We start from the raw sequence: 24,186 nt of genomic DNA on the forward strand, positions 1-24,186 counted from the left end.
TTTTTTACAGTCCTTAGACACGTAAGGACTGTTTTTTTATGGTTTGTAATCGAATTGACACCCCAAAACCGCTTAATTTGTAGGATTCTACCTTTTCTCACTATGTTATTTGTTGTAAACTTAGACGTGAGATATCTTGCCGGACCTATCAATATTTTTGGATATCTGTAACAATGTAACGGAAATTCAGAAACAGAAATTTAAGCGCGGAGGTGTTTCCCTTTTGGAAGCGAACGGTTATGTTGCCGCATTGGATATAGGAACGTCAGAAATTAAGCTCGTCGTGGGCGAATTGCTCGGAGGAACGCTTAACATTTTGGCGGAGGGGTGCGCCCCGTCTGCAGGAGTAAAACGTGGCGCCGTCGTCGACATCGATAAAACGGTTCAAGCCATTAAGCAAGCCGTCGAACATGCCGAAGCGGCGCTCGGTGATCAAGTTCGTTCGGTATATGTTGCCATCGAAGGGGAACATATCCAAATTGCCCCGTGTCATGGGATCGCATCGGTGAAACGAGAAGACCAAGAAATCACGGACGTCGACGTCATCGAAGTCATCAATTCGGCGCAAGTGATGCGTTTGCCGGATGAGATGAGCGTCATCGATGTCATCCCGACGTCGTTCACAGTCGACCAACAGACAGGGGTCGTCGATCCCCGTGGTATGCTCGGCTACCGGTTAGAGATGCACGGAAAAATGGTAACGGGTTCAAAAACGGTCCTACATAGCATCCGTCGTTCGATTGAACGGGCAGGCCTTACGCTAGAAGGATTTGTACTCGGTAACTTGGCGCTCGGAATGAGTGCTGCTTCCGTCGATGAAATCGACCTTGGGATCGGCCTCGTCGACATCGGACACGAAAAGACGACCGTCTCTGTATTTTATCGCGGTGATCTCGTCTACTCGTATATCCTCCCAGTCGGCGGGGACCACATGACGCGAGACTTGGTATATAAACTCAACTGTAAGTACCAAGACGCAAAAGTGGCGAAAGAAGAATACGGACTCGCGCTCGAAGAAATGGCGGATGCTTCTGAAGGATTCTCATTTACGAATATTAATGGGGAAGTGGCATTCGAGCCACAAACAGAAATTAGTTACGTTTTAGAGGCGCGAATAGAGGAAATGTTCACACTCGTGTTGAATAGAGTGCAAAAGGTAGGTGTTCCACCGCTCAGCGGAGGTTATCTCCTCTGTGGCGGAGCGGCTGCCTTGCCTGGCATCCAGGAATTGGCGACGCGCGTCATGGGTCAAAAGACAAGACTCTACCAACCTTCGTCGATTGGTGTCAGACATCCGAAATACGCGACGGCTGTCGGTGTTCTCAAGTATGTGCTCATGAGCGACCATCATGTCTCGAAGTCGCAACTTGAGAAGCCAGATGAGCGCGTGACTGTTCCGACACCAACTGGCGGGACAGAACGCGACATCGATCGTGATGACGAGCCTGAAACGACAGAGCGCGAATCTAAAAATGGATTCGGGCGTTTAATGGAAAAATTATTTGGCGTGTAAGCTGATGATGTGTTAACAATTGGAAATTACGTAGGGGGATACCTGAAATGATGTACTTTGATGAGGCGATTGACGCCGTAGCAAAAATTAAAGTAATTGGAGTCGGTGGTGGTGGTTCAAACGCCGTCAACCGAATGATCGAGCACGGAGTGCAAGGTGTCGAGTTCATCGCGGTCAATACAGACGCACAAGCACTCAATATGTCGAAAGCGGACGTCAAGCTTCAGCTTGGCGCTAAATTGACACGCGGCCTTGGTGCCGGTGCGAACCCGGACATCGGTAAGAAAGCGGCTGAAGAAAGCCGTGAGCAATTGATCGAAGCACTTGACGGTGCCGATATGGTCTTCGTCACTGCCGGTATGGGTGGGGGAACAGGTACGGGCGCTGCACCAGTCATCGCTGAGATTTCAAAAGAAATCGGAGCGCTCACAGTCGGTGTCGTCACGAAACCGTTCATGTTCGAAGGACGCAAACGGATGCAGCATGCGCAACACGGAATCCAAGCGTTCAAAGAAAAAGTCGATACACTCATCGTCATCCCGAACGACAAGTTGCTTGAAATCGTCGAGCGGAACACGCCGATGATCGAAGCGTTCCGCGAAGCGGATAACGTGCTTCGCCAAGGTGTCCAAGGGATCACAGACTTGATCGCCATCCCTGGTTTGATCAACCTTGACTTCGCCGACGTGAAAACGATCATGACGGAAAAAGGATCGGCGCTCATGGGTGTCGGTGTGGCGACTGGTGAAAACCGTGCCATCGAAGCAGCGAAAAAGGCGATCTCATCTCCACTGCTCGAGTCTTCGATCGAAGGCGCGAAAGGTGTCTTGATGAACATTACAGGTGGACTCAGCCTCAGCTTGTATGAAGTAACAGAGGCTGCTCAAATCGTTCAAAGTGCCGCTGATGAAGAAGTGAACTTGATCTTTGGTTCGGTCATCAACGAAAACTTGAACGAGGAGATCATCGTCACTGTCATCGCGACTGAGTTTGCGGAAGAGTCACAAGGCACGAACCCGTTCCTTCAGCAACCGAAGAAACAAGCGGAGCCTGAGGCGAACAAAGAAGTTCAACCGAAACCGACTGAACCTGCTCAACAAGAAGAAGGGAACTTCCATAGACCAGTCTATGGTGGGGACGTCCCAGACGAGACGATCAACATCCCAGCGTTCGTAAGACAACGCCGTAACTAAACAACAGGGGGTGCCGTTCTCGGCACCCCCTTTTTCTAAAAAAAGGAGACTGGTATGCAACTCATACATACATGGGAAACCGAGGCGTATCGCTATCTGGCTTATGTGACGACTCGGACGGATGGACACAATGAAGGCAATGTCGGTTTGCACGTCGGCGATGATGCGGAACAAGTCATTGCCAACCGGGAACGTTTCTTCACCGAAGCAAACTTGTCGCTCATCGATTCGGTTTGGGCCGATCAAGTGCACGGGACGCGTGTCGCGACCGTCGACGAAGCGGACAAGGGCAAAGGCGCCTATCGATACGATGAGGCGATTCAAGCGACTGACGGACTCGTCACGACCGCTACCGATTTGCCACTCGCTCTCGTGTTCGCCGATTGCGTCCCGTTGTTCTTTTGTGCGAAAGATCACGGAATCATCGGCATGGCTCATGCCGGGTGGAAAGGGACGGTCGGAAATATCGTGTCTTCGATGGCGGACGCATTCGCTCGGCTCGGGGTTCCGGAACACGACATCGAGATGTACGTCGGACCGGCCATCACGGCCGAGCATTATGAAGTCGACCGCCGTGTCCTCGATGCCGTCAATGCCGTCTCGCCCGAAGCATATGCGGCCTCGGTGTATAACGAATCAGAACGTCATGCGAATCTGTCATTGCAACGAGTCAATGAGACACTCGCTGTCGAAAGAAACATGGACGTCACGCAGTCGAACTTGTCGACCGCTTCCGATCGAGACTTTTTCTCGTATCGGAACGGAGACGCAAAGCGTCGATTTGCCGCCGTCCTCGTCAAGGAGAAGAAATTGTGAGCATAGCTGATAACGTCAAACAAGTGAGACAGAATATTGAGAACCTTCAATCGGAAACAGCGGTGACGCTCATCGCGGTCACGAAGTCGGTCGGTGTCGACGTCGCGAACGCGCTTTACGCAGAAGGTGTCCGAGATTTCGGTGAGAACCGTCCGGAAGGCTTGCTCGAGAAAGTCAATGCGATGCCGTCGGACGCCAAGTTCCATTTTATCGGCAGTCTACAGACGCGCAAAGTGAGACAAGTCATCGATCATGTTGCCGCAATCCATTCGCTCGACCGATTATCGCTCGCCGAAGAGATTGACAAACGGTCCGACCGTGTCATCGATTGTTTCGTCCAAGTGAACGTATCGGGCGAGACGTCAAAACATGGGCTTGAAAAAGAGGAAGTCATCCCGTTCATCGAGAACTGTAGACAGTATCGCCATATTCGGGTCATCGGACTGATGACGATGGCTCCGTTCACAGAAGATGAAGGTGTGATCCGTGAAACATTCCGTGCTTTACGCGAATTGCGCGACCGCGTCGCGGCAAATCGCTTCGAACATGCACCATGCAACGAATTGTCGATGGGTATGTCTAACGACTACGAGTTGGCAATCGAAGAAGGCGCATCGTTTGTTCGTATTGGGACCGTACTTGTGCAATAATATATTCTAAGGAGGAATCCGTTATGTCAATCAAAAACAAAATGAAAGACTTCTTTGGACTTGAGGAAGATCCGAATCACGCGTATGAAGGGGAAGAGTATGCTGTCGCAGAGACGAACACTCAACCGACGACTGATGCGCTCGTCAAAACCGAGGAGCGTCCGAAACCATCGAACAACCTCGTCGCGCTAAACACGAAGAAGAAAGAACGTTCGAAAGTCGTTCTTGCTGAACCGCGCGTCTTTGCCGAGGCACAAGATATTGGCGACCAGTTGAAAGAAAATCGTGCCGTCATCGTCAACCTTCAGCGCATGTCGAAAGAGCAGTCTCGTCAAGTTGTAAACTTCTTGTCGGGTGTCGTTTACGCCCTAGAAGGAACGATGACGTCGATTGGACATAACACGATTCTATGTGCTCCGAACAATATCGAATTGACTGGATCGATTTCGAATTTGATTTCGGAGGACGAACTAAACAGTAAAGGGTGGTAAATGAATGGAAAATGCGATCCCTGCATTAGGCAATACGATTGTTACGCTTCTTGGATATTATAGTTGGGTCTTGATTGCCTATATTTTATTATCGTGGTTCCCGAATGCGAGAGAATCAAAATTCGGACAAATTTTGACATACTTGTGTGAGCCGTTTCTTAACCCGTTCCGTCGGATCATCCCGCCAATCGGCGGTATGCTCGACATTTCTCCAATCGTCGCCCTGTTCGTGCTTCGTATGGCGCAAGCAGGAGTGCGAGCGATTTTCGGTCTGTAAATGAGCGTCTTCGATCATTATCGACCGAATGAACGCCCGTTTGTCGAGCAAGTGCTCGACTGGGTGCGACAAGTCGAGGACAACTACTTGTTTAAATTGACGGATTTTTTAGACCCACGTGAGCAACAAATCGTCAGGCAACTCGTTGGCAAACGGCTCGCCATCTACGAGGACGGCGGTTTCCCTGGAGCTGAGCGGAAACGGCTTTTATTGACGCCCGACTACTATGAGCTCGACGTGAACGACTTTGAAGTCAAGATTCTTCAAATCGATTATCCGACGAAGTTTGTCGACTTGACCCACCGCCAAGTGACAGGCACGCTTCTTAACGCGGGCCTGAAGCGGCAAAAGTTTGGCGACGTTGTCCTCGCTGACGGGATCGCTCAGTTCGCGACGACGGCTGATGCGGCTGGATTCATCGAAATGAACGTGGATCGCGTCGGTAAAGCCCGGGTGCGGCTGTCTGATGTGCCGGCCGCATCGATTTTGACCGTCCCAGAAGTCAAATGGAGCGACGAGTTTGGCATCGTCTCCTCACTCCGCTTTGATGCGGTCGTGAGCGAGGTGCTCGGTCTGTCGCGCCAGAAAGCACAGGCGCTCGTCAAACATGGTGACTGCAAAGTCAATCATAAAGCGATCACGGACGCGAGTTTTTTACTCGAACCAGACGATTTGGTTTCAATCCGGGGTTACGGTCGTGTCAAATTGACGGCAATCCTCGGCTCGACAAAGCGTGAGAAAATAAAAATCCAGTATGGCATCATACGTTGAATTTAGGAGGAAAGTCGAATGGCGTTGACACCGATTGATATTCATAACAAAGAGTTCTCGACTCGTTTTCGCGGGTACGATATCGATGAGGTCAATGAATTTTTAGATCAAATCATTAAAGAGTTTGAGCTATTGATTCGTGAAAATAGAAGGTACGAAGAACTCGTCAACGATATGCAAGCCCGTATTGACTACTTCTCCTCGATGGAAGACACATTGAATAAATCGATTATCGTCGCACAAGAGGCGGCAGAAGAAGTCAAGACCAATGCGGCCAAAGAAGCCAGCCTCATCTTGAAGCAGGCTGAACGCGAAGCGCTCGCCCGAGAAGAGGAAGCGTCGCGTAAAGAGCAGATGGCAGAGCGTGAAGTCATTCAAATGTTGAAAAAAGTCGAACTGTACCGGACCCGGTTCCGTGTTCTCGTCGACGCACAGATGGAACTTCTAAATAGTACCGAATGGGACACGATTGTCGGAGAGCCGCCTGTCCAGACGGTTCTTGACGATACGAGTGAACTTGCGTATAATGACGACGAAGTCACACCAAACAAACATCACGGATAATAAACAATACGTTGATTAGGACACGTCAATAAAGTCACACCTACGAAGCGACTTAGGGAAGGTGCAAGCCTAAGAGAAAGACTTTATTTGGTATCCCCTATGAGTGTCATGCTGAATTGAGTAAGCGTGACCGCTTGACCTCGTTATCGGTTACCGAGAGCGGTCTCAAGGTCTACTTGAGATTAGTAGGGTGGTACCGCGAGTCGATGAACTCGTCCCTATTTAGGGGCGGGTTTTTTTTGTTTTTCAAAAAAGATGCAGGAGGAGTTTCAATGAACTACAAAGACACATTATTGATGCCTGATACAGAATTCGCGATGCGTGGAAATTTGCCGAAGCGCGAGCCAGCAATGCACGAGGCTTGGGAGCAGATGGACTTATACAACCGCGTTCAAGAAAAGAATGCAGGAAAGCCGCAATACATTCTACATGACGGACCTCCGTACGCAAACGGTGACATCCATATGGGCCATGCACTCAACAAAGTGTTAAAAGACATCATCGTCCGTTTCAAGTCGTTGAACGGCTATCAATCACCGATGATCCCAGGTTGGGACACACACGGTCTTCCGATCGAGAACGCGCTTCAAAAAGCAGGCGTCAACCGTAAAGAGATGACTGTCGCCGAGTTCCGCGAAAAATGTGCCGCTTACGCGATGGAGCAAGTGAACTCACAACGTGAACAGTTCAAGCGTCTCGGACTGCTCGCTGACTTTGACAATCCATACATCACGCTCCAGCCTGAATATGAAGCGGCGCAAATCCGCCTGTTCGGCACGATGGCTGAAAAAGGATACATCTATAAAGGGAAAAAACCGGTCTATTGGTCACCGTCTTCTGAATCGGCACTCGCTGAGGCGGAAATCGAGTACTATGACAAAAAATCACCAGCCATCTATGTGGCGTTCCAAGTCGTCGATGGCAAAGGCGTCCTCGGGACGACCGACCATTTCGTCATCTGGACGACGACACCGTGGACGATTCCGGCCAACCTCGGGATCGCTGTCAGCGATGAGCTGACATACACACGGATCGAGCATGATGGCAAAGGGTATATCGTTGCCGAGACGCTCGTCGAAGAAGTGACGACAGCACTTGGCTGGGATGAGTACTCAGTGAGCGGATCTTGGAACGGACGCGAGTTCGAACACATGACGGTACAGCACCCGCTTTACGACCGGACGTCACTCCTCATCCTTGGCGACCACGTCACGGCTGAAGCGACAGGCTGCGTCCATATCGCACCTGGCCACGGGGAAGACGACTACCGTGTCGGCCAAGCGTACGGACTTGACGTGTTGTGCCCGGTCGACGACCGTGGGTATATGACGGACGAAGCACCAGGCTTTGAAGGACTGTTCTATGAAGATGCGAACAAAGAGATCGGCATGAAGCTCGAAGCAAATGGCAACTTGTTGAAGCTCAAATTCATCAAGCACTCGTACCCGCACGACTGGCGTACGAAAAAGCCGGTCATCTTCCGGGCGACACCGCAATGGTTCGCTTCGATCAAAGACTTCCGCAGCGACATGTTGCGTGAGATCGAAGAAGTGAACTGGGTACCGGAATGGGGCATGACGCGCCTGTTCAACATGGTCCGTGACCGTGGCGACTGGGTCATCAGCCGTCAGCGGGCATGGGGTGTGCCGATCCCGATCTTCTACGCAGAAGACGGAACGGAAATCATCACGAACGAAACGATCGACCATATCGCCAACTTGTTCCATGAGCACGGATCAAACGTCTGGTACGAGCGCGAAGCGAAAGACTTGTTGCCATCCGGCTTCACACATCCGAACAGTCCAAACGGCGAGTTCCGTAAAGAAGTCGACATCATGGACGTCTGGTTCGATTCAGGTTCGTCACACGCAGGCGTGCTCGAACAGCGCGACAACTTGCGCCGTCCGGCCGACCTGTACCTAGAAGGTTCGGACCAATACCGTGGTTGGTTCAACTCGTCACTGTCGACTGCAGTCGCGACGACCGGCAAAGCACCGTATCGCAACGTCCTCAGTCACGGCTTCGTCCTTGACGGCGACGGCCGGAAGATGTCGAAATCGCTCGGCAACACGATTGCACCGAACGACCTCGTTAAACAGTACGGCGCTGAAATCGTACGTCTTTGGGTCGCGTCTGTCGACTATCAGTCAGACGTCCGCGCCTCGCATGACAACTTTAAACAAGTGTCAGAAGTATACCGGAAGATCCGTAACACGTTACGCTTCTTGCTCGGTAACTTGAACGGGTTCGATCCGTCGATGCGCGTCGCGTTCGAAGATATGCCGGAAGCCGACCGCTTCATGGCGACGAAGCTGAAACAACTTCAGACGAAAGTCGTCAAAGCGTACGATACGTTCGACTTTATGGCTGTTTACCACATGAGCCACAACTTCTGTGTCAACGAGTTGTCGTCGTTCTATCTCGACTTCACGAAAGACATCCTCTACATCGAACGTGAAAACGATGCGCGTCGTCGTGCCGTTCAGACGGTCATGTATGATGCAGTCATCACGTTGACGAAACTGCTTGCCCCGGTCCTCCCGCATACGGCGGACGAAGTCTGGCAAGAAATCCCGGCCAAGACGGCGGATAGCGTCTTCTTGTCGGACCTTGAAGAAGTGGCGCCGCTCACGGAAGCAGAGACGGAATTACTCGCGAAATGGTCGAAATTCCTCACGTTCCGCGACGACGTCTTGAAAGCGATCGAGATCGCCCGCGGCGAGAAGTTGATCGGGAAACCGCTCGAAGCGAAACTTCAGGTCGCGCCGAAGGGTGAGACGAAAGCGCTGCTCGACACGATCGATAACGTTCGTCAACTCCTGCAAGTGTCACAACTCGACTACGTCGATACGGCCGACGTCGACTACGCGACGGCGAAGATCAGCGTCGCGAAAGCAGACGGTGCCGCTTGTGCCCGTTGCTGGACGTACTCGACCGAACTTGGTCAGAACGCAGATCATCCAGAACTTTGCCCGCGCTGTACAGAAGTCATCGCATGAGCCGGACCGGAGTGGCGCACAGTCCACTCCGGTTTCTTATGACTTGAAAGGAGAATTTGATGAAACGTTATTACGGATTAGCAGTCGTTCTCATTTTGCTCGACCAAGTGACGAAATGGATCGTCGTCCAGACGATGACGATCGGTCAATCGATCGAATTGATCCCGGGATGGCTCTATTTGACATCGTACCGCAACAGAGGCGCGGCCTGGGGCATGCTCGAAGGACAGATGGTGTTCTTCTTCGTCGTCACCGCCGTCGTTGTCGTCGGTCTGATCTACTTCTTGCATAAAGAAGTGAACGGGTTCAAACTGCTCGGCTACAGTATCGGCTTACTGCTCGCCGGAGCGATCGGCAACTTTATCGATCGTCTGTTCCGGGGCGAGGTCGTCGACTTCGTCGACACGTACCCGTTTGGCTACAACTTCCCAATCTTTAACGTCGCCGATATGGCACTCACGTTCGGGGTCATCTTTATGATCATCGGCGTCTTGTTCGAAGAAAAATTAAACAAAGAAAGGGGACAATCGTAATGGAAACTTACACATTTGTCGCCGAAGAAAAGGCACGGATCGATAAATGGATGAGCGAACGAAGTGACTGGTCACGTTCGCAAATCCAAGACTGGATCAAGGCGGGGGACCTGCTCGTCAACGGTCAAGTCGTGAAGCCGAACTATAAACTGCAAGAAGGGGACGAAGTCGTCGTGACGGTGCCAGAAGCCGTCGAACTCCAAGTCCTCGCCGAACATATTCCGCTCGACGTCGTGTTCGAGGACGAGGATGTCATCGTCGTCAACAAAGCACGTGGCATGGTCGTGCACCCTGCGGCCGGTCATACGTCTGGCACGCTCGTCAACGCGCTGTTGTATCACTGTGACGACCTCTCAGGCATCAATGGGGTGAAGCGTCCGGGTATCGTCCATCGCATCGATAAAGATACGACGGGACTGCTCATGGTCGCGAAAAACGATATGGCGCACGAGTCACTCGCGCAACAGTTGAAAGACAGAACGATCAAACGTGAATACGTCGCACTCGTCCACGGCGAGCTCGTCCATGAGCTCGGATCGATCGAGGCGCCGATCGGGCGCGACACGAACGATCGTCAGCGCATGACGGTTACAGACAAGAACGCGAAAGAAGCGGTGACACACTTCCGTCTGCTCGAACGCTACAAAGACTTCACGCTCGTCGAGTGCAAGCTCGAGACAGGACGGACGCATCAAATCCGTGTCCATATGCGCTATATCGGCCACCCGCTTGCCGGAGACCCGAAATACGGACCGCGTCGGACGATCGATTTGAACGGGCAAGCGCTCCATGCAGCCACGCTCGGCTTCCATCATCCGAGGACGAACGAATGGCTCGAGTTCGAGGCGGCACTCCCGACCGACTTTGAGGCAGAGCTCGCAAAATTGGACAAAATCGAGAAAACACGTTGACTTTCAACCGATTCAGATTTATAGTCTAGAAAGCATAACACCTTTAAACCCAGTCCAGAGAGGCTGTGAAAGGATCGTGGCCGCGGCCACAACCGTCTATCATATACGGCACTCGTTTGCCTTCGTGAAGACTTCCTTTCCAGCCGGATGAGGAAGTCTTCTTTTTTTATAGATTACGAGAGGAGGAATCATATGAAACGCTCGACCATACTAGACGAAGCCGCGATCCGACGCGCCTTGACGCGAATCGCCCATGAAATCATTGAACGCAACAAAGGAACGGACAACGTCGTCCTCGTCGGGATCAAAACGCGCGGTGAGACGCTCGGCGACCGACTCGCCCATCGCATCGAAGAAATCGAAGGAAAACCGATCGCGCTCGGTAACTTAGACATCACGCTCTACCGGGACGACCTATCGAAGAAGTCGCTCGACCCAGAAGTGAAAGCGACCGAACTCCCGCACGACATCAATGGCAAGACGGTCGTCCTCGTCGATGACGTCCTGTACACGGGACGGACGGTCCGGGCCGCGATGGACGCACTCGTCGACCACGGCCGGCCGGACTACATCCAACTCGCCGTCTTGATCGACCGGGGACACCGCGAGTTGCCGATTCGCCCAGACTTTGTCGGGAAAAACGTCCCGACATCGAAAACAGAACAAGTCGTGGTCCGACTCAGTGAAGTCGACACGACAGACGAAGTGTACATCCAACAGCAATAAATCCAAAACCTTTAAGGTGGTCCAGAGAGGCCAGGAAGGAGAACTATTTATGAAAAACCCCATCCTCAACATCCACGAGCGTCCCGCTCACTTGCCGCAATGGCTGCTCTTCAGCCTGCAACACGTCTTCGCCATGTTCGGAGCGACGATCTTAGTCCCGATTTTGACCGGACTGAACACGTCCGTCGCCCTCGTCGCTTCCGGTGTGGCCACGCTCTCATTCCTAGTCATCACCCAATTCAAAGTCCCGACGTATCTCGGGTCAAGTTTTGCCTACATCGCACCGATCATCGCGGTCAGCCAGCAATGGGGCGTCGAAGCCGCACTGTTCGGCGGTATTATCGCCGGTTCGGTCTACGGTGTCGTGTCGCTCATCATCTTTAAGACGGGCGTCGGTTGGTTGTTACGACTGTTGCCGCCGGTCGTCGTCGGCCCGGTCATCATGGTCATCGGCTTATCGCTCGCACCGGTCGCCATCGACATGTCGATGAACCGCGACGGAGCGTATAACGGCACGTTCATTACGGTCGCCCTGCTCACGCTCGGCATCACGATCCTCGCGATGACAAAGTTAAAAGGAGTATGGGGCGCGGTTCCGATCTTGTTCGGCATCGTCGGCGGATACGCCATCGCCGCCATGTTCGGCATCATCGACTACTCGGCCATCGGTCAAGCGAGCCTGTTCCAACTGCCTGACTTCACGATGGTGTTCGTCGACTACATGCCGATGTGGCAAGTCGGGGCACTCCTTGCCATCGTCCCGGTCGCGCTCGTCACGATGACGGAGCACATCGGCGACCAAATGGTCACGTCGAAAATCATCGGACGCGAGACGATGAAAGATCCAGGCCTGCACCGGACGCTCCTCGGCGACGGCGTCGGCAAAGCCGTCGCCTCAGCGCTCGGTGGACCGCCGTGTACGACGTACGGTGAAAACAACGGGGTCATGGCGATCACGAGAGTGTACAGCGTCTACGTCATCGCGGGAGCAGCACTCATGGCCATCAGCTTCGGCTTCCTCGGTCACGTCGAGGCGTTCATCTCGACAATCCCGAATCCGGTCAAAGGCGGTATCTCGATCCTCTTGTTCGGTGTCATCGCCTCGAACGGACTGCGGACGATGGTCGACAGCAACGTCGACCTCGCCGAGAAACGCAACCTCATCATCGCCTCGGTCATTCTCGTCGTCGGCCTCGGCGGGGCGATGGTCCAACTCGGCAGCTTCCCGGTCCAAGGGATGGCGCTCGCGACGGTCGTCGGTATTCTTTTGAACGCGGTGTTGCCGAAAGAAGAAGTCGAACCGGCTTCGGTCGATACAACTGAAGAAACGAAACAGGCAAGTAACTTTTAATTCGATCCCGTGAGGTCGGCAAAGTGAAGGCTCGTTTATTTGGGTGCAATCTACCCAAATGAAGGCGTCCCTTCACGTAGGTGAAGAGACGCCTTTTCTCTTTGCCTTCAAACAAAAGGAGGAGACGAACATGAATTTGATCAAACAACAACCGAACCATTTTGTCAGCTTAGATACGCTCACCCTCGAAGAGATCATGGGGATGATCGAAGAGTCGCTCCGCTACAAACAAGGGGACATGCCACCGCTGTTTGACGGGAAGACGGTCGCGAACTTGTTCTTCGAAAACTCGACGCGGACGAAAAACTCGTTTCAAATGGCCGAGCGGCACTTGAACATCCAAGAGATCCCGTTCGACGTGGCGACGTCGTCGGTGACGAAAGGCGAGACGTTATACGACACGTGCAAGACGCTTGAAGCGATCGGGGTCGACGCGCTCGTCATCCGCCATCCTGAAGCGGGATACTACCATGAGCTCGTCAGCAAGCTGACGATCCCAGTCTTAAACGGCGGGGACGGGAGCGGGGAACACCCGTCACAGTCACTGCTCGACCTCGTCACGATTTATGAAGAGTTCAAGACGTTCGAAGGCTTGAATATCGCTATCTGCGGCGATCTCGTCCATAGCCGGGTCGCCCGCTCGAACGCAGGCGTGTTGAAACGGCTCGGAGCGAACGTCGTCGGTTGTAGCCCGGAATCGTGGTGGGATGGTTCGATGGGGCTTTCGCACCGCGACCTTGATGACATCTTACCGGACTGCGACGTCGTCATGTTGCTCCGCGTTCAGCACGAGCGCCACATTATGGGCGACATCTTTTCTAAAGAAGACTATCATGCGCGCTACGGCTTGACGGTCGAGCGGGTCGAGCGGATGAAACAAGGCGCCATCATCATGCATCCGGCCCCGGTCAACCGGGACGTCGAGATCGCCGGCAGTTTGATCGAACATCCGTCATCGCGCATCTTTCCACAGATGACGAACGGTGTTTACGCACGGATGGCCATCTTAAATCGAGCATTAGGGGGACAACAATGATTATTCAACACGCAACGTGGTATGACGGGAAGACGAAACGGACGAGCAATCTGTTGATCGAGGGCGGTACGATCCGTTCGGTCGATTACGACGGGACGACCGAAGGACACGAAGTGATTGACGCTAACGGGAAGCTGTTGATCCCAGGTCTCGTCGACGTCCACGTCCATTTGCGCGAGCCGGGTGGCGAGGCGAAAGAGACGATCAAGACCGGGACGGCTGCGGCTGCGGCCGGAGGGTTCACGACGATTTGCGCGATGCCGAACACACGCCCGGTCCCAGACGACCGGGCGACGCTCGATGACTTGCTCGCACGGATCGAGCGTGACGCCAGCGTCCGCGTGCTCCCGTACGCGGCGATCACGAAACGGCAGCTCGGGGTCGAGCAAGTCGATATGCCGTCACTTGCGGACGCGTTCGCGTTCACAGACGACGGGGTCGGCGTCCAGTCGGCGGCGATGATGCGTCAGGCGATGCGGGAAGCGAAACGGCTTGGGAAAGCGGTCGTGGCCCATTGCGAAGACAATACGCTCAAGGCCGGTTCGGTCCATGAAGGGAAGTTTAGTGAGACGCACGGCATCCAAGGCATCCCGAGTCTCGCCGAGAGCATCCATATCGCTCGTGACGTGTTGATCGCCGAAGAGACAGGCTGCCACTATCACGTCTGTCACGTGTCGTCACGTCAATCGGTCCGCGTCATCCGTGACGCCAAACGGGCCGGGATCCACGTCACGGCGGAAGTGACACCGCACCACCTCGTCTTATCGGAAGACGACATCCCGGGGTTAGATCCGAACTTTAAGATGAATCCGCCGCTACGGAGCCAAGACGACCGCGCGGCGTTGCTCGAAGGGCTGTTCGACGGGACGATCGATTTGATTGCGACCGATCACGCCCCGCACACGGCTGAAGAGAAAGCACAAGGGATGGAGCGCGCCCCGTTCGGAATCACCGGATTCGAGACGGCGTTCCCGCTCCTTTACACGACGTTCGTCAAAACGGGACAAATGGAAGAGGCGGCGCTCATCGACTGGATGACGAGACGACCGAGCGAGGTGTTCGGTCTGCCTTACGGCTTGATTGAGGTCGGCCGGGCGGCGGACTTGGCGCTGATCGATACGGAGACGTTGCGTCCGGTCAACCCGGCGACGTTCGCGTCAAAAGGGAAGAACACACCGTTCGCTGGGAAAAGACTCACAGGTTGGCCAGTCGTGACGATCGTGGCCGGAGAAATCGTATATAAGGGGAGATTCGATGAAACGAACATTATGGCTTGAAGACGGGACAGCATTTGTAGGCAAGGCGTTCGGTGCGAACGCCGAGACGATCGGGGAAGTCGTCTTTCAAACGGGAATGACCGGCTACCAAGAGATTTTATCGGACCCGTCTTATTGTGACCAGCTCATCGTGCTGACGAATCCACTCATCGGAAATTATGGCGTCAACCGTGAAGACTTTGAGACGACCGTCCCGATGGCAAAAGCGCTCATCGTCAAAGAGGCGTGTGACTTGCCGTCGAACTTCCGCTCGACGGCGACGTTGCCGGAGACGCTCGAACGCTTCGGGATACCAGGTCTAGAAGCTGTCGATACGCGCATGTTGACGCGTCACCTTCGTTCACGCGGCGTCATGCGCGGCGTGTTGATCGACGGTGAGTCGACGTGGGCAGACGTTTCGATGCGCTTTGAAGCGAGCTTCCCGACCGATCAAGTGGCACGTGTCTCGACGAAACGGGCTTACGTCAGCACCGGGAGCGGCCGCCGGATCGCCCTCATCGATTTCGGGGCCAAACTCGGAATCATGCGTGAATTGTTGAAGCGCGACTGTGAAGTCGTCGTCTTGCCGCACGACGTGACGGCTGAAGAAGTGATGCGGTATGAGCCGGACGGGGTCATGCTCTCGAACGGACCAGGCGACCCGAAAGACGTACCGACGGCGCTCCCGCTGATCGAAGCACTCATGCCAAAACTCCCGATGTTCGGGATCTGTCTCGGCCATCAGTTGATTGCGCTCGCGAGCGGTGCCAACACGTTCAAGCTTCCGTTCGGGCATCGTGGTGCCAATCATCCTGTCCTCGAGCTTGAGACCGGTGCTGTGACGATCACGTCACAAAACCACGGCTACGCCGTCGACGAGACGTCGCTCCTTGAGACGCCGCTCATCGTGACGCATCGCGCCGTCAACGACGGGACGATCGAAGGCGTCAAACATTTACATCATCCGACGTTCTCGGTGCAATATCATCCGGAAGCGGCGCCAGGACCATATGACGCCAACGACTTATTCGACCGCTTTATGACACTCGTCAACGAAAACAGACAGAAAGTAGGAATGTGACATGCCAAAACGACCAGATATTCAGAAAATCCTTGTGATCGGATCCGGCCCGATCGTCATCGGACAAGCGGCAGAATTTGACTATGCTGGTACCCAGGCGTGTCTTGCCTTAAAAGAAGAGGGCTACGAAGTCATCCTCGTCAACTCGAACCCGGCGACGATTATGACTGACCCGTCGACGGCGGACCGCGTCTATATCGAACCACTCGAACCGGAGTTCGTGGAGCGGATTATCCGTCAAGAACGTCCGGACGCGCTTCTCGCGACACTCGGGGGGCAGACCGGACTGAACTTGGCGGTCGAGCTCGATAAGCGCGGCGTGCTCCGCGACTGCGGCGTCGAACTGCTCGGAACGAAACTGTCGGCGATCGAGCAGGCAGAAGACCGGGAACAGTTCCGCGATCTCATGTACAAGCTCGGTCATGGCGTCCCAGACAGCGATATCGTCCATTCACTCGACGCCGCCTGGAGCTTCGCTGACCGGATCGGCTATCCGATTATCATTCGTCCGGCTTATACGCTCGGCGGGACCGGTGGGGGAATCGCCCACGACCGGGAACAGTTCGAGCAGATCGTCGAATCGGGACTCAAGGCGAGTCCGGTGACGCAAGTGCTGCTTGAAGAGTCGATTGCCGGCATGAAAGAAGTCGAATATGAAGTGATGCGCGACTCGAGCGACCAGGCTATCATCGTCTGCGCCATGGAAAACTTCGATCCGGTCGGTGTCCATACCGGTGACTCGATCGTGTTCGCCCCGACCCAGACGTTGTCTGACCGTGATTACCAAATGCTCCGCAGCGTCTCGCTCGACATCATCCGGGCGCTCGGCATCGAAGGCGGATGTAACATCCAGTTCGCGCTCGACCCCGACAGCTTCACGTACTACGTGATCGAGGTCAACCCACGCGTCTCGCGGAGTTCGGCTCTCGCCTCAAAAGCGACGGGATACCCGATCGCCAAGCTCGCCGCGAAAGTCGCGGTCGGCTACAAGTTGTCGGAACTAAAAAATCCGGTGACGGAGACGAGTTACGCCTCGTTCGAGCCGGCGCTCGACTACGTCGTCGCTAAAATCCCGCGCTTCCCGTTCGACAAGTTCGAGACCGCGGACCGTCGTCTCGGCACACAAATGAAAGCGACGGGCGAAGTCATGGCCATCGGTCGAAATTTAGAAGAAGCGCTATTGAAAGCCGTCCGTTCGCTCGAACTCGGTACTGAAGACTTGTACGTACCACGCCTTTCCGAATTGACGGCTGAACAACTGGAACGAGAACTGACGACACCGACCGACGAACGGTTGTGGATGCTGTACGAGGCGCTTCGCCGCGGCTACTCGACAGAACAGCTTCACGGCTTGACGAAAATCGACCGGTTCTTCTTATCAAAACTCGATCGGATTTGGCGTGAGGAAGAAGCGTTGCGCGACGAGCCGTTGACAGAGGAACGGTTGCGCGATGTGAAGCAACGTGGGTTCAGTGATCGCATGATCGCCCGGATCACGGACCAAGCCGTCGAGACGATCGCGTCGTTACGCGATGAGTGGAACGTTCGGCCGGTGTATAAGATGGTCGACACGTGTGCCGCCGAATTCGCCTCGGAGACGCCGTACTTTTACGGGACGTACGAAGTCGAGAACGAAGCGGTGAAAACGGATAAACCGTCCATCCTCGTACTCGGTTCAGGCCCGATCCGAATCGGTCAAGGCGTCGAGTTCGACTACGCGACCGTCCATTCGATCCAAACGATCCGTGACGCCGGATATGAGGCGATCATCGTCAACAACAACCCGGAGACGGTATCGACCGACTTCTCGATCTCAGACCGTCTCTACTTTGAACCGCTCACGACAGAAGACGTATTAGAAGTCGTTCGCAATGAACGACCGCTCGGGGTCATCGTCCAGTTCGGCGGGCAGACGGCAATCAATTTGGCGGCCTCGCTCGAAGCGAACGGCGTCCAAATTCTCGGGACGTCACTTGAAGACATCGATCGGGCCGAAAACCGGAAAGCGTTCGAGGCGACGCTCACGAAAGAACGGCTCGCCCAACCACCGGGCAAGACCGCGGTCACGGTCGAGGAAGCGGTCGCTTGTGCCGACATGCTCGGCTATCCCGTACTCGTCCGCCCATCGTACGTCCTCGGCGGCCGGGCGATGGAGATCGTCTATGAGCGTTCGGAGCTCGAGCGGTATATGCGCCACGCCGTCGTCGCCTCGAAAGATCGTCCCGTCCTCATCGACCGCTACTTGACAGGGATCGAGATCGAAGTCGACGCCATCTGCGACGGGACGGACGTCTACATCCCGGGCATCATGGAACATATCGAACGGGCCGGGGTCCACTCTGGCGATTCGATCGCCGTCTATCCGCCGCAACGGCTGAGCGAGGCGTTAAAACAAAAAGTCGTCGATTACACGATCAAACTCGCCAAAGCGTTCCGCATCAAAGGGTTGCTCAACATTCAGTTCGTCTATGCGGACGACTTGTACGTCATCGAAGTCAACCCACGGGCGAGCCGGACGGTGCCGTTCATCTCGAAAGTGACGGGACTGCCGGTCGCACGCATCGCGACGCAGACGATTCTCGGGACGACGTTGAAACAGCTCGGACTCGGAACGGGCTTGCACCCAGAATCTGACGCTATCTCGGTCAAAGTGCCGGTGTTCAGTTTCGCGAAATTAAAAGAAGTCGACCCGTCACTCGGGCCAGAGATGAAATCGACGGGGGAAGTCATGGCGACGGACCGAACGCTTGAAAAAGCGCTCTATAAAGGACTCGTCGCTGCCGGGATGACGATCGCCTTGAAAGGAAACGTCTTGTTGACGGTCGCTGATCAAGACAAAGACGAAGCGCTCGACATCGCCCGTCGCTTCAACCGCCTCGGCTTCCGCCTGATGGCGACGTCAGGCACGGCGATGGCACTTACGGCAGTCGAGTTGCCGGTCCGACAAGTCGGGAAGATCCATGAAGCGGGTGAGACGATGCTGAGCGTCATCGAGCGGGGCGATGTCGACATCGTTTTGAATACGACGACACGCGACGCCTTAGCGACAAAAGACGGATTCATTATCCGCCGGGCCGCGGCCGAGCAAGGTGTGCTCTGCTTGACGTCGCTCGACACGGTGAAGGCGCTCTTGCAAGTCATCGAGAGCCTATCGTTCCAGACGACGAGCCTGCCGGCGTTCACCGAATTCGGGGTGACTGTATGAGACAACGGGCGACCATCTTATCGAACCGGGAGATCGCGAAAGCGACGATGGAAATGAAAGTGCGAATCGGTGATGGAACGATCGCACCGGGCACGTTTTTCCATGTGAAGACGTCCGAACTGTTGCGCCGGCCGCTGTCGGTTGCTAACGTCGAAGCAGACGTCGTCACGTTTCTGTACAAAGTGGTCGGGACCGGGACGGCCGAACTCGCGACGAGACGAGCCGGGGACGAACTTGACGTCCTCGGTCCGCTCGGTAACGGGTTCCCGCTCGCAAAAGACGGCAAGCGCGTCGTTCTCGTCGGCGGGGGGATCGGGGTGCCGCCGCTCTATTACACGCGACGGATGCTCGCCGCGCGCGGAATCGAAACGGTGGCGATTCTCGGGTTTGATTCAGAAGCGAGTGTATTTTATGAAGACGAGTTCCGCGAACTCGGCGAGACGATCATCACGACGGTCGACGGAACGTATGGAGAGGCGGGGTTCGTGACCGGACCGCTCGCTAGAATCGACGCCGACGTCTTGTTCAGCTGTGGTCCGGAGCCGATGTTAAAAGCGGTCGCTGCGTCGCATATTAATGAACGCTACATCTCGATCGAGAACCGGATGGGTTGCGGCATCGGGGCGTGCTTCGCCTGTGTGTGCAAAGCGCCGGACGGTTACGTGAAAGTGTGCAGTGACGGACCGGTATTTCGGGCAGAAGAGGTGACGTTATGAGATTACACATCGAACTACCCGGCTTATCGTTAAAAAATCCGATCATGCCGGCGTCCGGTTGTTTTGGATTCGGCGAAGAGTTCGCCAAGCTGTATGACTTGTCGATCCTCGGGGGCATCATGATCAAAGCGGCGACCGGGGAGGCGCGGTTCGGGAACGAGACACCGCGTGTCGCCGAGACGGCGCAAGGGATGTTGAATGCGATCGGATTACAAAATCCGGGTGTCGACGCGATTGTTGAAGCCAAGTTGGCATTCCTCGCCAAGTTTGACACTGAAATTATTGCCAACGTGGCGGGTTCGACCCCAGAAGAATACATCCATGTCGCGCGGAAAATGAGCGCCGACCCGTGCGTGAAAGCACTCGAACTGAACATCTCGTGCCCGAACGTGAAGTGTGGCGGCATGCAGTTCGGGACCGATCCTTTGATGGCGGCCGAACTGACGCGCCTCGTCAAGGCGGCGTCGACAAAACCGGTATACGTCAAACTATCCCCGAACGTCACGTCGATCACGGAGATGGCACGTGCGGTCGAAGCGGCCGGCGCCGACGGCATCACGATGATCAATACGCTCGTCGGCATGAGGATCGACGTTACGACCGGTCAACCGATCTTAGCGAACCGAATTGGCGGATTATCCGGTCCGGCCATCAAGCCGGTCGCCATCCGGATGGTGTACGAAGTCGCCCAAGCGGTCAATATCCCGATTATCGGCATGGGCGGTGTGCGGACGGTCGACGACGTGCTCGAATTTATCTATGCGGGTGCATCGGCGGTCGCGGTCGGGACTGCCAATTTTGAAAACCCATACGTATGTCAGGAAATCATCGAGGCGTTGCCAGGCCGGCTCGATGAACTCGGCATCGATCATATTTTAGACGTTAGGGGGAAGGCGTATGAACAGGTTGTATCTCGCGCTTGATGTCGAAACACGTGACGAAGCGTTTTCACTCTTAAAAAAAATTGACCAACGCCCGGCCGTCAAAGTCGGCATGGAACTGTTCTACCGTGAAGGTGGACGGTTCGTCGAAGAACTCGTCGCGAGCGGTTACCCGGTCTTTCTAGACGTCAAAGTTCATGACATCCCGGAGACGGCAAGGCGGACGCTCCGCCAAATCGGCCGGCTCGGCGTTGAAATGACGAACGTTCATACGCTCGGCGGTGAGACGATGATGCGCTACGCATTGGATGGGTTGCGTGATGTGAACGACACGACCACATTGATCGGGGTGACCCAACTGACATCGACCGACGAGCGGATGCTGTCAGAACAACTCGGAATTGGCGGAAGTCTCGAGCAGGCCGTCTTGCGACAAGCGGGACTTGCCAAACGGGCAGGACTCGATGGGGTCGTCGCGTCCGTTCACGAAGCCCGTGCGATTCGACAAGCGCTCGGTTCACCGTTTTTGACGGTGACGCCCGGCATCCGAATCAACGAAACGACAGACGATCAAGTCCGGGTCGCGACACCGCAAGCCGCTTTTGACGCCGGTGTATCAGCTATCGTCGTCGGGCGCCCGATCACCCGGGCAGCCGATCCGAACGCAGCTTACGAATACTTTATGAAGGAATGGAGCCAAACGTATGAGACAAATCGCTGAGGCATTATTATCGATTGAAGCCGTCACCTTATCACCGAATGAACCGTACACATGGTCGAGCGGGTTAAGAAGCCCGATTTATTGTGATAACCGACTGACGCTCAGTTATCCAGAAGTGCGTTCACAGATTATCGATGCACTTGTCGACGCCGTCCGTCCGCTCGACGCCGACGTCATCGCGGGAACGGCGACGGCCGGGATTCCCCATGCGACGCTCTTAGCCGACCGACTCGGTCTACCACTCATCTACGTCCGGTCGGGTGCGAAAAAACATGGGAAAGGCAACCAGATTGAAGGTCGATTCGACAAAGGAGCGCGTGTCGTCGTCATCGAAGACCTGCTCTCGACTGGGAAATCGAGCATGGAGGCGGCGCGAGCAATTCAAGCGGCGGGCGGAGAGGTCGTCAAGATTCAAGCAATTTTCTCTTATAACCTCCCAGTTCTGGCAATCAATTCACTCGAATATGAGCTGCACTATTCGGCGTTGACGACGATCAACGAGTTGATTAAAGTCGCTGTCAAAAAACGGATGATCACTAAACAAGAAGCTACTTCGTTGGAGGAATGGCGAACTAATCCGCATGGTTGGAGTGAGCAAGTTTCTTCATAAATATTTTTTGAAGAATCCACCTCCGGGCGGATTCTTTTTCATTTGGCAACATGTGATACTGAACGTGTTAGAATAGGGAAAGCAGTCGAAAAAGGAGAGAACTATGGCGTATTCTAGAATTAAAGGACAGTCATTGAAAGCACGGTTTCAAAACATCCCTAAACATCGCAAAATCGCATTCGGTCTCGTCCTCACGGTGTTACCTTTATTATTTTTCGTGAATTTATTCGTATTCAGTCACATGTTGGCGCTAGGGGACAAGTATGAGGACCGTTACCAGATGAAAAAGCTTCGGCTTGAGACGGCGCATGGGAATGTTGAATTTATCCGGAGCACGAACGAAAAAGTTCAGATCGAAGTACTGCAGACGAATTCGAAAGAACGTCGCATTAAAGTGAAGTCGGTCGGGGACACGATTTCCGTCGTCGAACGGTATGGACCGATGAGCCAGTTCGGGAGTCGGGCAAGCGCGGAGCCGTCCCGTTATAAAATCCGGGTCGCGTTGCCAAGTTCGATGACATCGATCGAAGTGACGGCTGAGCAAGTGACCGGACAAGGGTTGGTCGCGAAAACCATTGTTCTCGATGCCAACGCGGTCAATCTGAAGAAACTTGAAAGCGACCGGCTTCGGGTCGAGACGAGAAGCGATGCCACGTTTGAGACAGTTCGTGTCGTCACGGGCGACATCCGGTCGTATCGGGACGCGACAATCCGTGACGTCGTCGTCAACCAAGCGCTGACCGTCCAGACAGAGGCCGGGACGCTCACGTATGAGCCGCGAAACGCGACCGGACAAGTGACCGTCACGACAACAGGAAACATCGCGGCGGCTGAGCGCTTTAAAGAAATCAGCAACGGTGTGTACCATCTTTCGAACTCGAATCGTCCGAACGTGGAACTGATTTCTGAGACAGGGAAGGTCGAATTGAAATGATCAACAAACGCTACATTCCTAAAGTCGGACTGCGAACGTTTAAGACCGGGATCGCCGTTGCCATCACAATCGCCTTGTCATGGTATGTCTTCGGCATTTATTCGGGGATGGGTGCCATCGCCGCCGTCGTCGCGATGCAACCGACCGTCAAACGGTCATCGAAAATCGTCTTTAGCCGTATATTCGGCACGATCGTCGGCCTCATGTGTGGCTTGTTGATCGTCTATGCGTTCGGGGTGAACCCGATTTCGATCGGTCTTGCCGTCATCGTCGCACTCACGCTCAACACGACGTTCGATAAGACGCACATGTCGACGTATGCGGCGTTCGCGATTGTGCTCATGCTTGAAAACCCGACGACCGACTTTTTCCACTACGCGTGGACGCGTTCGCTATTGACGGCGGTCGGTGTGTTCGTCTCGCTCGGCGTCAACTATGCGTTCATGCCACCGCGTTATGAAGAGCGTCTGCTCGGCGAGATTCGGAAGACGTCGGCGTATATGTTCCATCATTGGCGCGAGCTGATCGGCTCCCCGGCAGAATTGCTCGAGACGCGCGCCCGTATCCTCGGCCACCAAGAGCTCCATATGATGCTGCAAGAAGACATGCAAGTGACGAAGGTTAAGTTGAAGCATTTGACGATCAAGCAATATCGGTTATTGATTCATTTGGAGGATAAATTGGTCTTGCTGCTCGAGAGTCTCGCTGAGCACCGGGAAGCGTTACTCATGATGACCGAGGACGAACGCCACGCGTTCGAGTCCGAGTTTTTATTCCTGCTCGCCCACCATCACGACATTCTCTACACGTGTGACAAACCGTACTCGCTCTTCCAATTGCCGCATGAAGACTTATCTGTTTCTGAAATTTTACACGGACATCTGCTCGACTATCATGAACAGCTCGAGGCGTTCAAACATAATCCATAACGAAGAGGCCCCGTCGATCGAC

23 protein-coding genes and 1 other annotated feature are annotated in these 24,186 nt (G+C 54.4%); all 23 genes read left to right on the forward strand.

The window, feature by feature from the left end; translation table 11 throughout:
- Positions 1 to 223 precede the first annotated feature (223 nt).
- The 23 genes from ftsA (at position 224) to EVJ28_RS00825 (ending at position 24,164) form a co-directional block, all read left to right on the forward strand.
- Positions 224 to 1,513: a cell division protein FtsA gene (gene ftsA, locus EVJ28_RS00715; protein WP_070327557.1), complete on the forward strand. Its 1,290-nt coding sequence runs from the start codon at positions 224 to 226 to the stop codon at positions 1,511 to 1,513.
- 47 nt (positions 1,514 to 1,560) lie between these two features.
- Positions 1,561 to 2,706, forward strand: a complete 1,146-nt coding sequence (ftsZ, locus tag EVJ28_RS00720; protein ID WP_070327556.1) for a cell division protein FtsZ — start codon at positions 1,561 to 1,563, stop codon at positions 2,704 to 2,706.
- Positions 2,707 to 2,760: 54 nt separating this feature from the next.
- Positions 2,761 to 3,522, forward strand: a complete 762-nt coding sequence (gene pgeF, locus EVJ28_RS00725; protein WP_070327555.1) for a peptidoglycan editing factor PgeF — start codon at positions 2,761 to 2,763, stop codon at positions 3,520 to 3,522.
- Entirely contained in the window at positions 3,519 to 4,172 is a 654-nt protein-coding gene (locus EVJ28_RS00730; RefSeq protein WP_070327554.1) for a YggS family pyridoxal phosphate-dependent enzyme, read from the forward strand. Before pgeF ends, EVJ28_RS00730 begins: the two co-directional genes overlap by 4 nt.
- A gap of 23 nt (positions 4,173 to 4,195) precedes the next feature.
- On the forward strand, positions 4,196 to 4,663 hold the full coding sequence (locus tag EVJ28_RS00735) for a cell division protein SepF (protein ID WP_070327553.1): 468 nt from the start codon (positions 4,196 to 4,198) through the stop codon (positions 4,661 to 4,663).
- Positions 4,664 to 4,667: 4 nt separating this feature from the next.
- The gene (locus EVJ28_RS00740; protein WP_070327552.1) at positions 4,668 to 4,940 is read left to right on the forward strand and encodes a YggT family protein; all 273 of its coding nucleotides are present in this window, start codon (positions 4,668 to 4,670) and stop codon (positions 4,938 to 4,940) included.
- A complete protein-coding gene (locus tag EVJ28_RS00745) occupies positions 4,941 to 5,711 on the forward strand; it encodes a YlmH family RNA-binding protein (protein WP_070327551.1) in 771 nt (256 codons plus the stop codon).
- 18 nt (positions 5,712 to 5,729) lie between these two features.
- Positions 5,730 to 6,275 (forward strand): DivIVA domain-containing protein, encoded by a 546-nt coding sequence (locus tag EVJ28_RS00750; RefSeq protein WP_016509011.1) that lies wholly within the window; start codon positions 5,730 to 5,732, stop codon positions 6,273 to 6,275.
- A 2-nt stretch (positions 6,276 to 6,277) separates the two neighbouring features.
- Positions 6,278 to 6,498 (forward strand) — a binding site (T-box leader).
- A 49-nt stretch (positions 6,499 to 6,547) separates the two neighbouring features.
- Complete coding sequence (gene ileS / locus EVJ28_RS00755) at positions 6,548 to 9,274, forward strand: isoleucine--tRNA ligase (RefSeq protein WP_131440331.1); 2,727 nt, start codon at positions 6,548 to 6,550, stop codon at positions 9,272 to 9,274.
- Between the two features lie 59 nt (positions 9,275 to 9,333).
- Complete coding sequence (lspA, locus tag EVJ28_RS00760) at positions 9,334 to 9,807, forward strand: signal peptidase II (protein ID WP_131456272.1); 474 nt, start codon at positions 9,334 to 9,336, stop codon at positions 9,805 to 9,807.
- On the forward strand, positions 9,807 to 10,718 hold the full coding sequence (locus EVJ28_RS00765; RefSeq protein ID WP_131456269.1) for an RluA family pseudouridine synthase: 912 nt from the start codon (positions 9,807 to 9,809) through the stop codon (positions 10,716 to 10,718). Before lspA ends, EVJ28_RS00765 begins: the two co-directional genes overlap by 1 nt.
- Before the next feature lie 192 nt (positions 10,719 to 10,910).
- Positions 10,911 to 11,444, forward strand: a complete 534-nt coding sequence (gene pyrR / locus EVJ28_RS00770) for a bifunctional pyr operon transcriptional regulator/uracil phosphoribosyltransferase PyrR (protein ID WP_070327547.1) — start codon at positions 10,911 to 10,913, stop codon at positions 11,442 to 11,444.
- 49 nt (positions 11,445 to 11,493) lie between these two features.
- A complete protein-coding gene (locus EVJ28_RS00775) occupies positions 11,494 to 12,795 on the forward strand; it encodes a uracil-xanthine permease family protein (protein ID WP_070327546.1) in 1,302 nt (433 codons plus the stop codon).
- A gap of 130 nt (positions 12,796 to 12,925) precedes the next feature.
- A complete protein-coding gene (locus EVJ28_RS00780) occupies positions 12,926 to 13,831 on the forward strand; it encodes an aspartate carbamoyltransferase catalytic subunit (RefSeq protein ID WP_131456267.1) in 906 nt (301 codons plus the stop codon).
- Positions 13,828 to 15,108: a dihydroorotase gene (locus EVJ28_RS00785; protein ID WP_131456265.1), complete on the forward strand. Its 1,281-nt coding sequence runs from the start codon at positions 13,828 to 13,830 to the stop codon at positions 15,106 to 15,108. The genes EVJ28_RS00780 and EVJ28_RS00785 overlap by 4 nt, the downstream gene beginning before the upstream one ends.
- A complete protein-coding gene (locus tag EVJ28_RS00790) occupies positions 15,086 to 16,168 on the forward strand; it encodes a carbamoyl phosphate synthase small subunit (protein WP_131456262.1) in 1,083 nt (360 codons plus the stop codon). Before EVJ28_RS00785 ends, EVJ28_RS00790 begins: the two co-directional genes overlap by 23 nt.
- Position 16,169: 1 nt before the next feature.
- A complete protein-coding gene (carB, locus tag EVJ28_RS00795; RefSeq protein ID WP_131456260.1) occupies positions 16,170 to 19,373 on the forward strand; it encodes a carbamoyl-phosphate synthase large subunit in 3,204 nt (1,067 codons plus the stop codon).
- Complete coding sequence (locus tag EVJ28_RS00800) at positions 19,370 to 20,089, forward strand: dihydroorotate dehydrogenase electron transfer subunit (RefSeq protein ID WP_131456258.1); 720 nt, start codon at positions 19,370 to 19,372, stop codon at positions 20,087 to 20,089. The genes carB and EVJ28_RS00800 overlap by 4 nt, the downstream gene beginning before the upstream one ends.
- Entirely contained in the window at positions 20,086 to 21,012 is a 927-nt protein-coding gene (locus EVJ28_RS00805; RefSeq protein ID WP_131456256.1) for a dihydroorotate dehydrogenase, read from the forward strand. Before EVJ28_RS00800 ends, EVJ28_RS00805 begins: the two co-directional genes overlap by 4 nt.
- On the forward strand, positions 20,987 to 21,691 hold the full coding sequence (pyrF, locus tag EVJ28_RS00810; RefSeq protein WP_131467784.1) for an orotidine-5'-phosphate decarboxylase: 705 nt from the start codon (positions 20,987 to 20,989) through the stop codon (positions 21,689 to 21,691). The genes EVJ28_RS00805 and pyrF overlap by 26 nt, the downstream gene beginning before the upstream one ends.
- Positions 21,675 to 22,301 carry an orotate phosphoribosyltransferase gene (pyrE, locus tag EVJ28_RS00815; RefSeq protein ID WP_131456251.1) on the forward strand — a complete coding sequence of 209 codons (627 nt, stop codon included), beginning with the start codon at positions 21,675 to 21,677 and terminating at the stop codon, positions 22,299 to 22,301. The genes pyrF and pyrE overlap by 17 nt, the downstream gene beginning before the upstream one ends.
- Positions 22,302 to 22,404: 103 nt before the next feature.
- A complete protein-coding gene (locus EVJ28_RS00820) occupies positions 22,405 to 23,235 on the forward strand; it encodes a DUF4097 family beta strand repeat-containing protein (RefSeq protein WP_131456248.1) in 831 nt (276 codons plus the stop codon).
- The gene (locus EVJ28_RS00825) at positions 23,232 to 24,164 is read left to right on the forward strand and encodes an FUSC family protein (protein ID WP_131456246.1); all 933 of its coding nucleotides are present in this window, start codon (positions 23,232 to 23,234) and stop codon (positions 24,162 to 24,164) included. Before EVJ28_RS00820 ends, EVJ28_RS00825 begins: the two co-directional genes overlap by 4 nt.
- Positions 24,165 to 24,186: the final 22 nt, after the last annotated feature.

This window comes from Exiguobacterium sp. SH3S3 (assembly GCF_004337115.1).
GTDB classification, from domain to species: domain Bacteria; phylum Bacillota; class Bacilli; order Exiguobacteriales; family Exiguobacteriaceae; genus Exiguobacterium; species Exiguobacterium aurantiacum_A.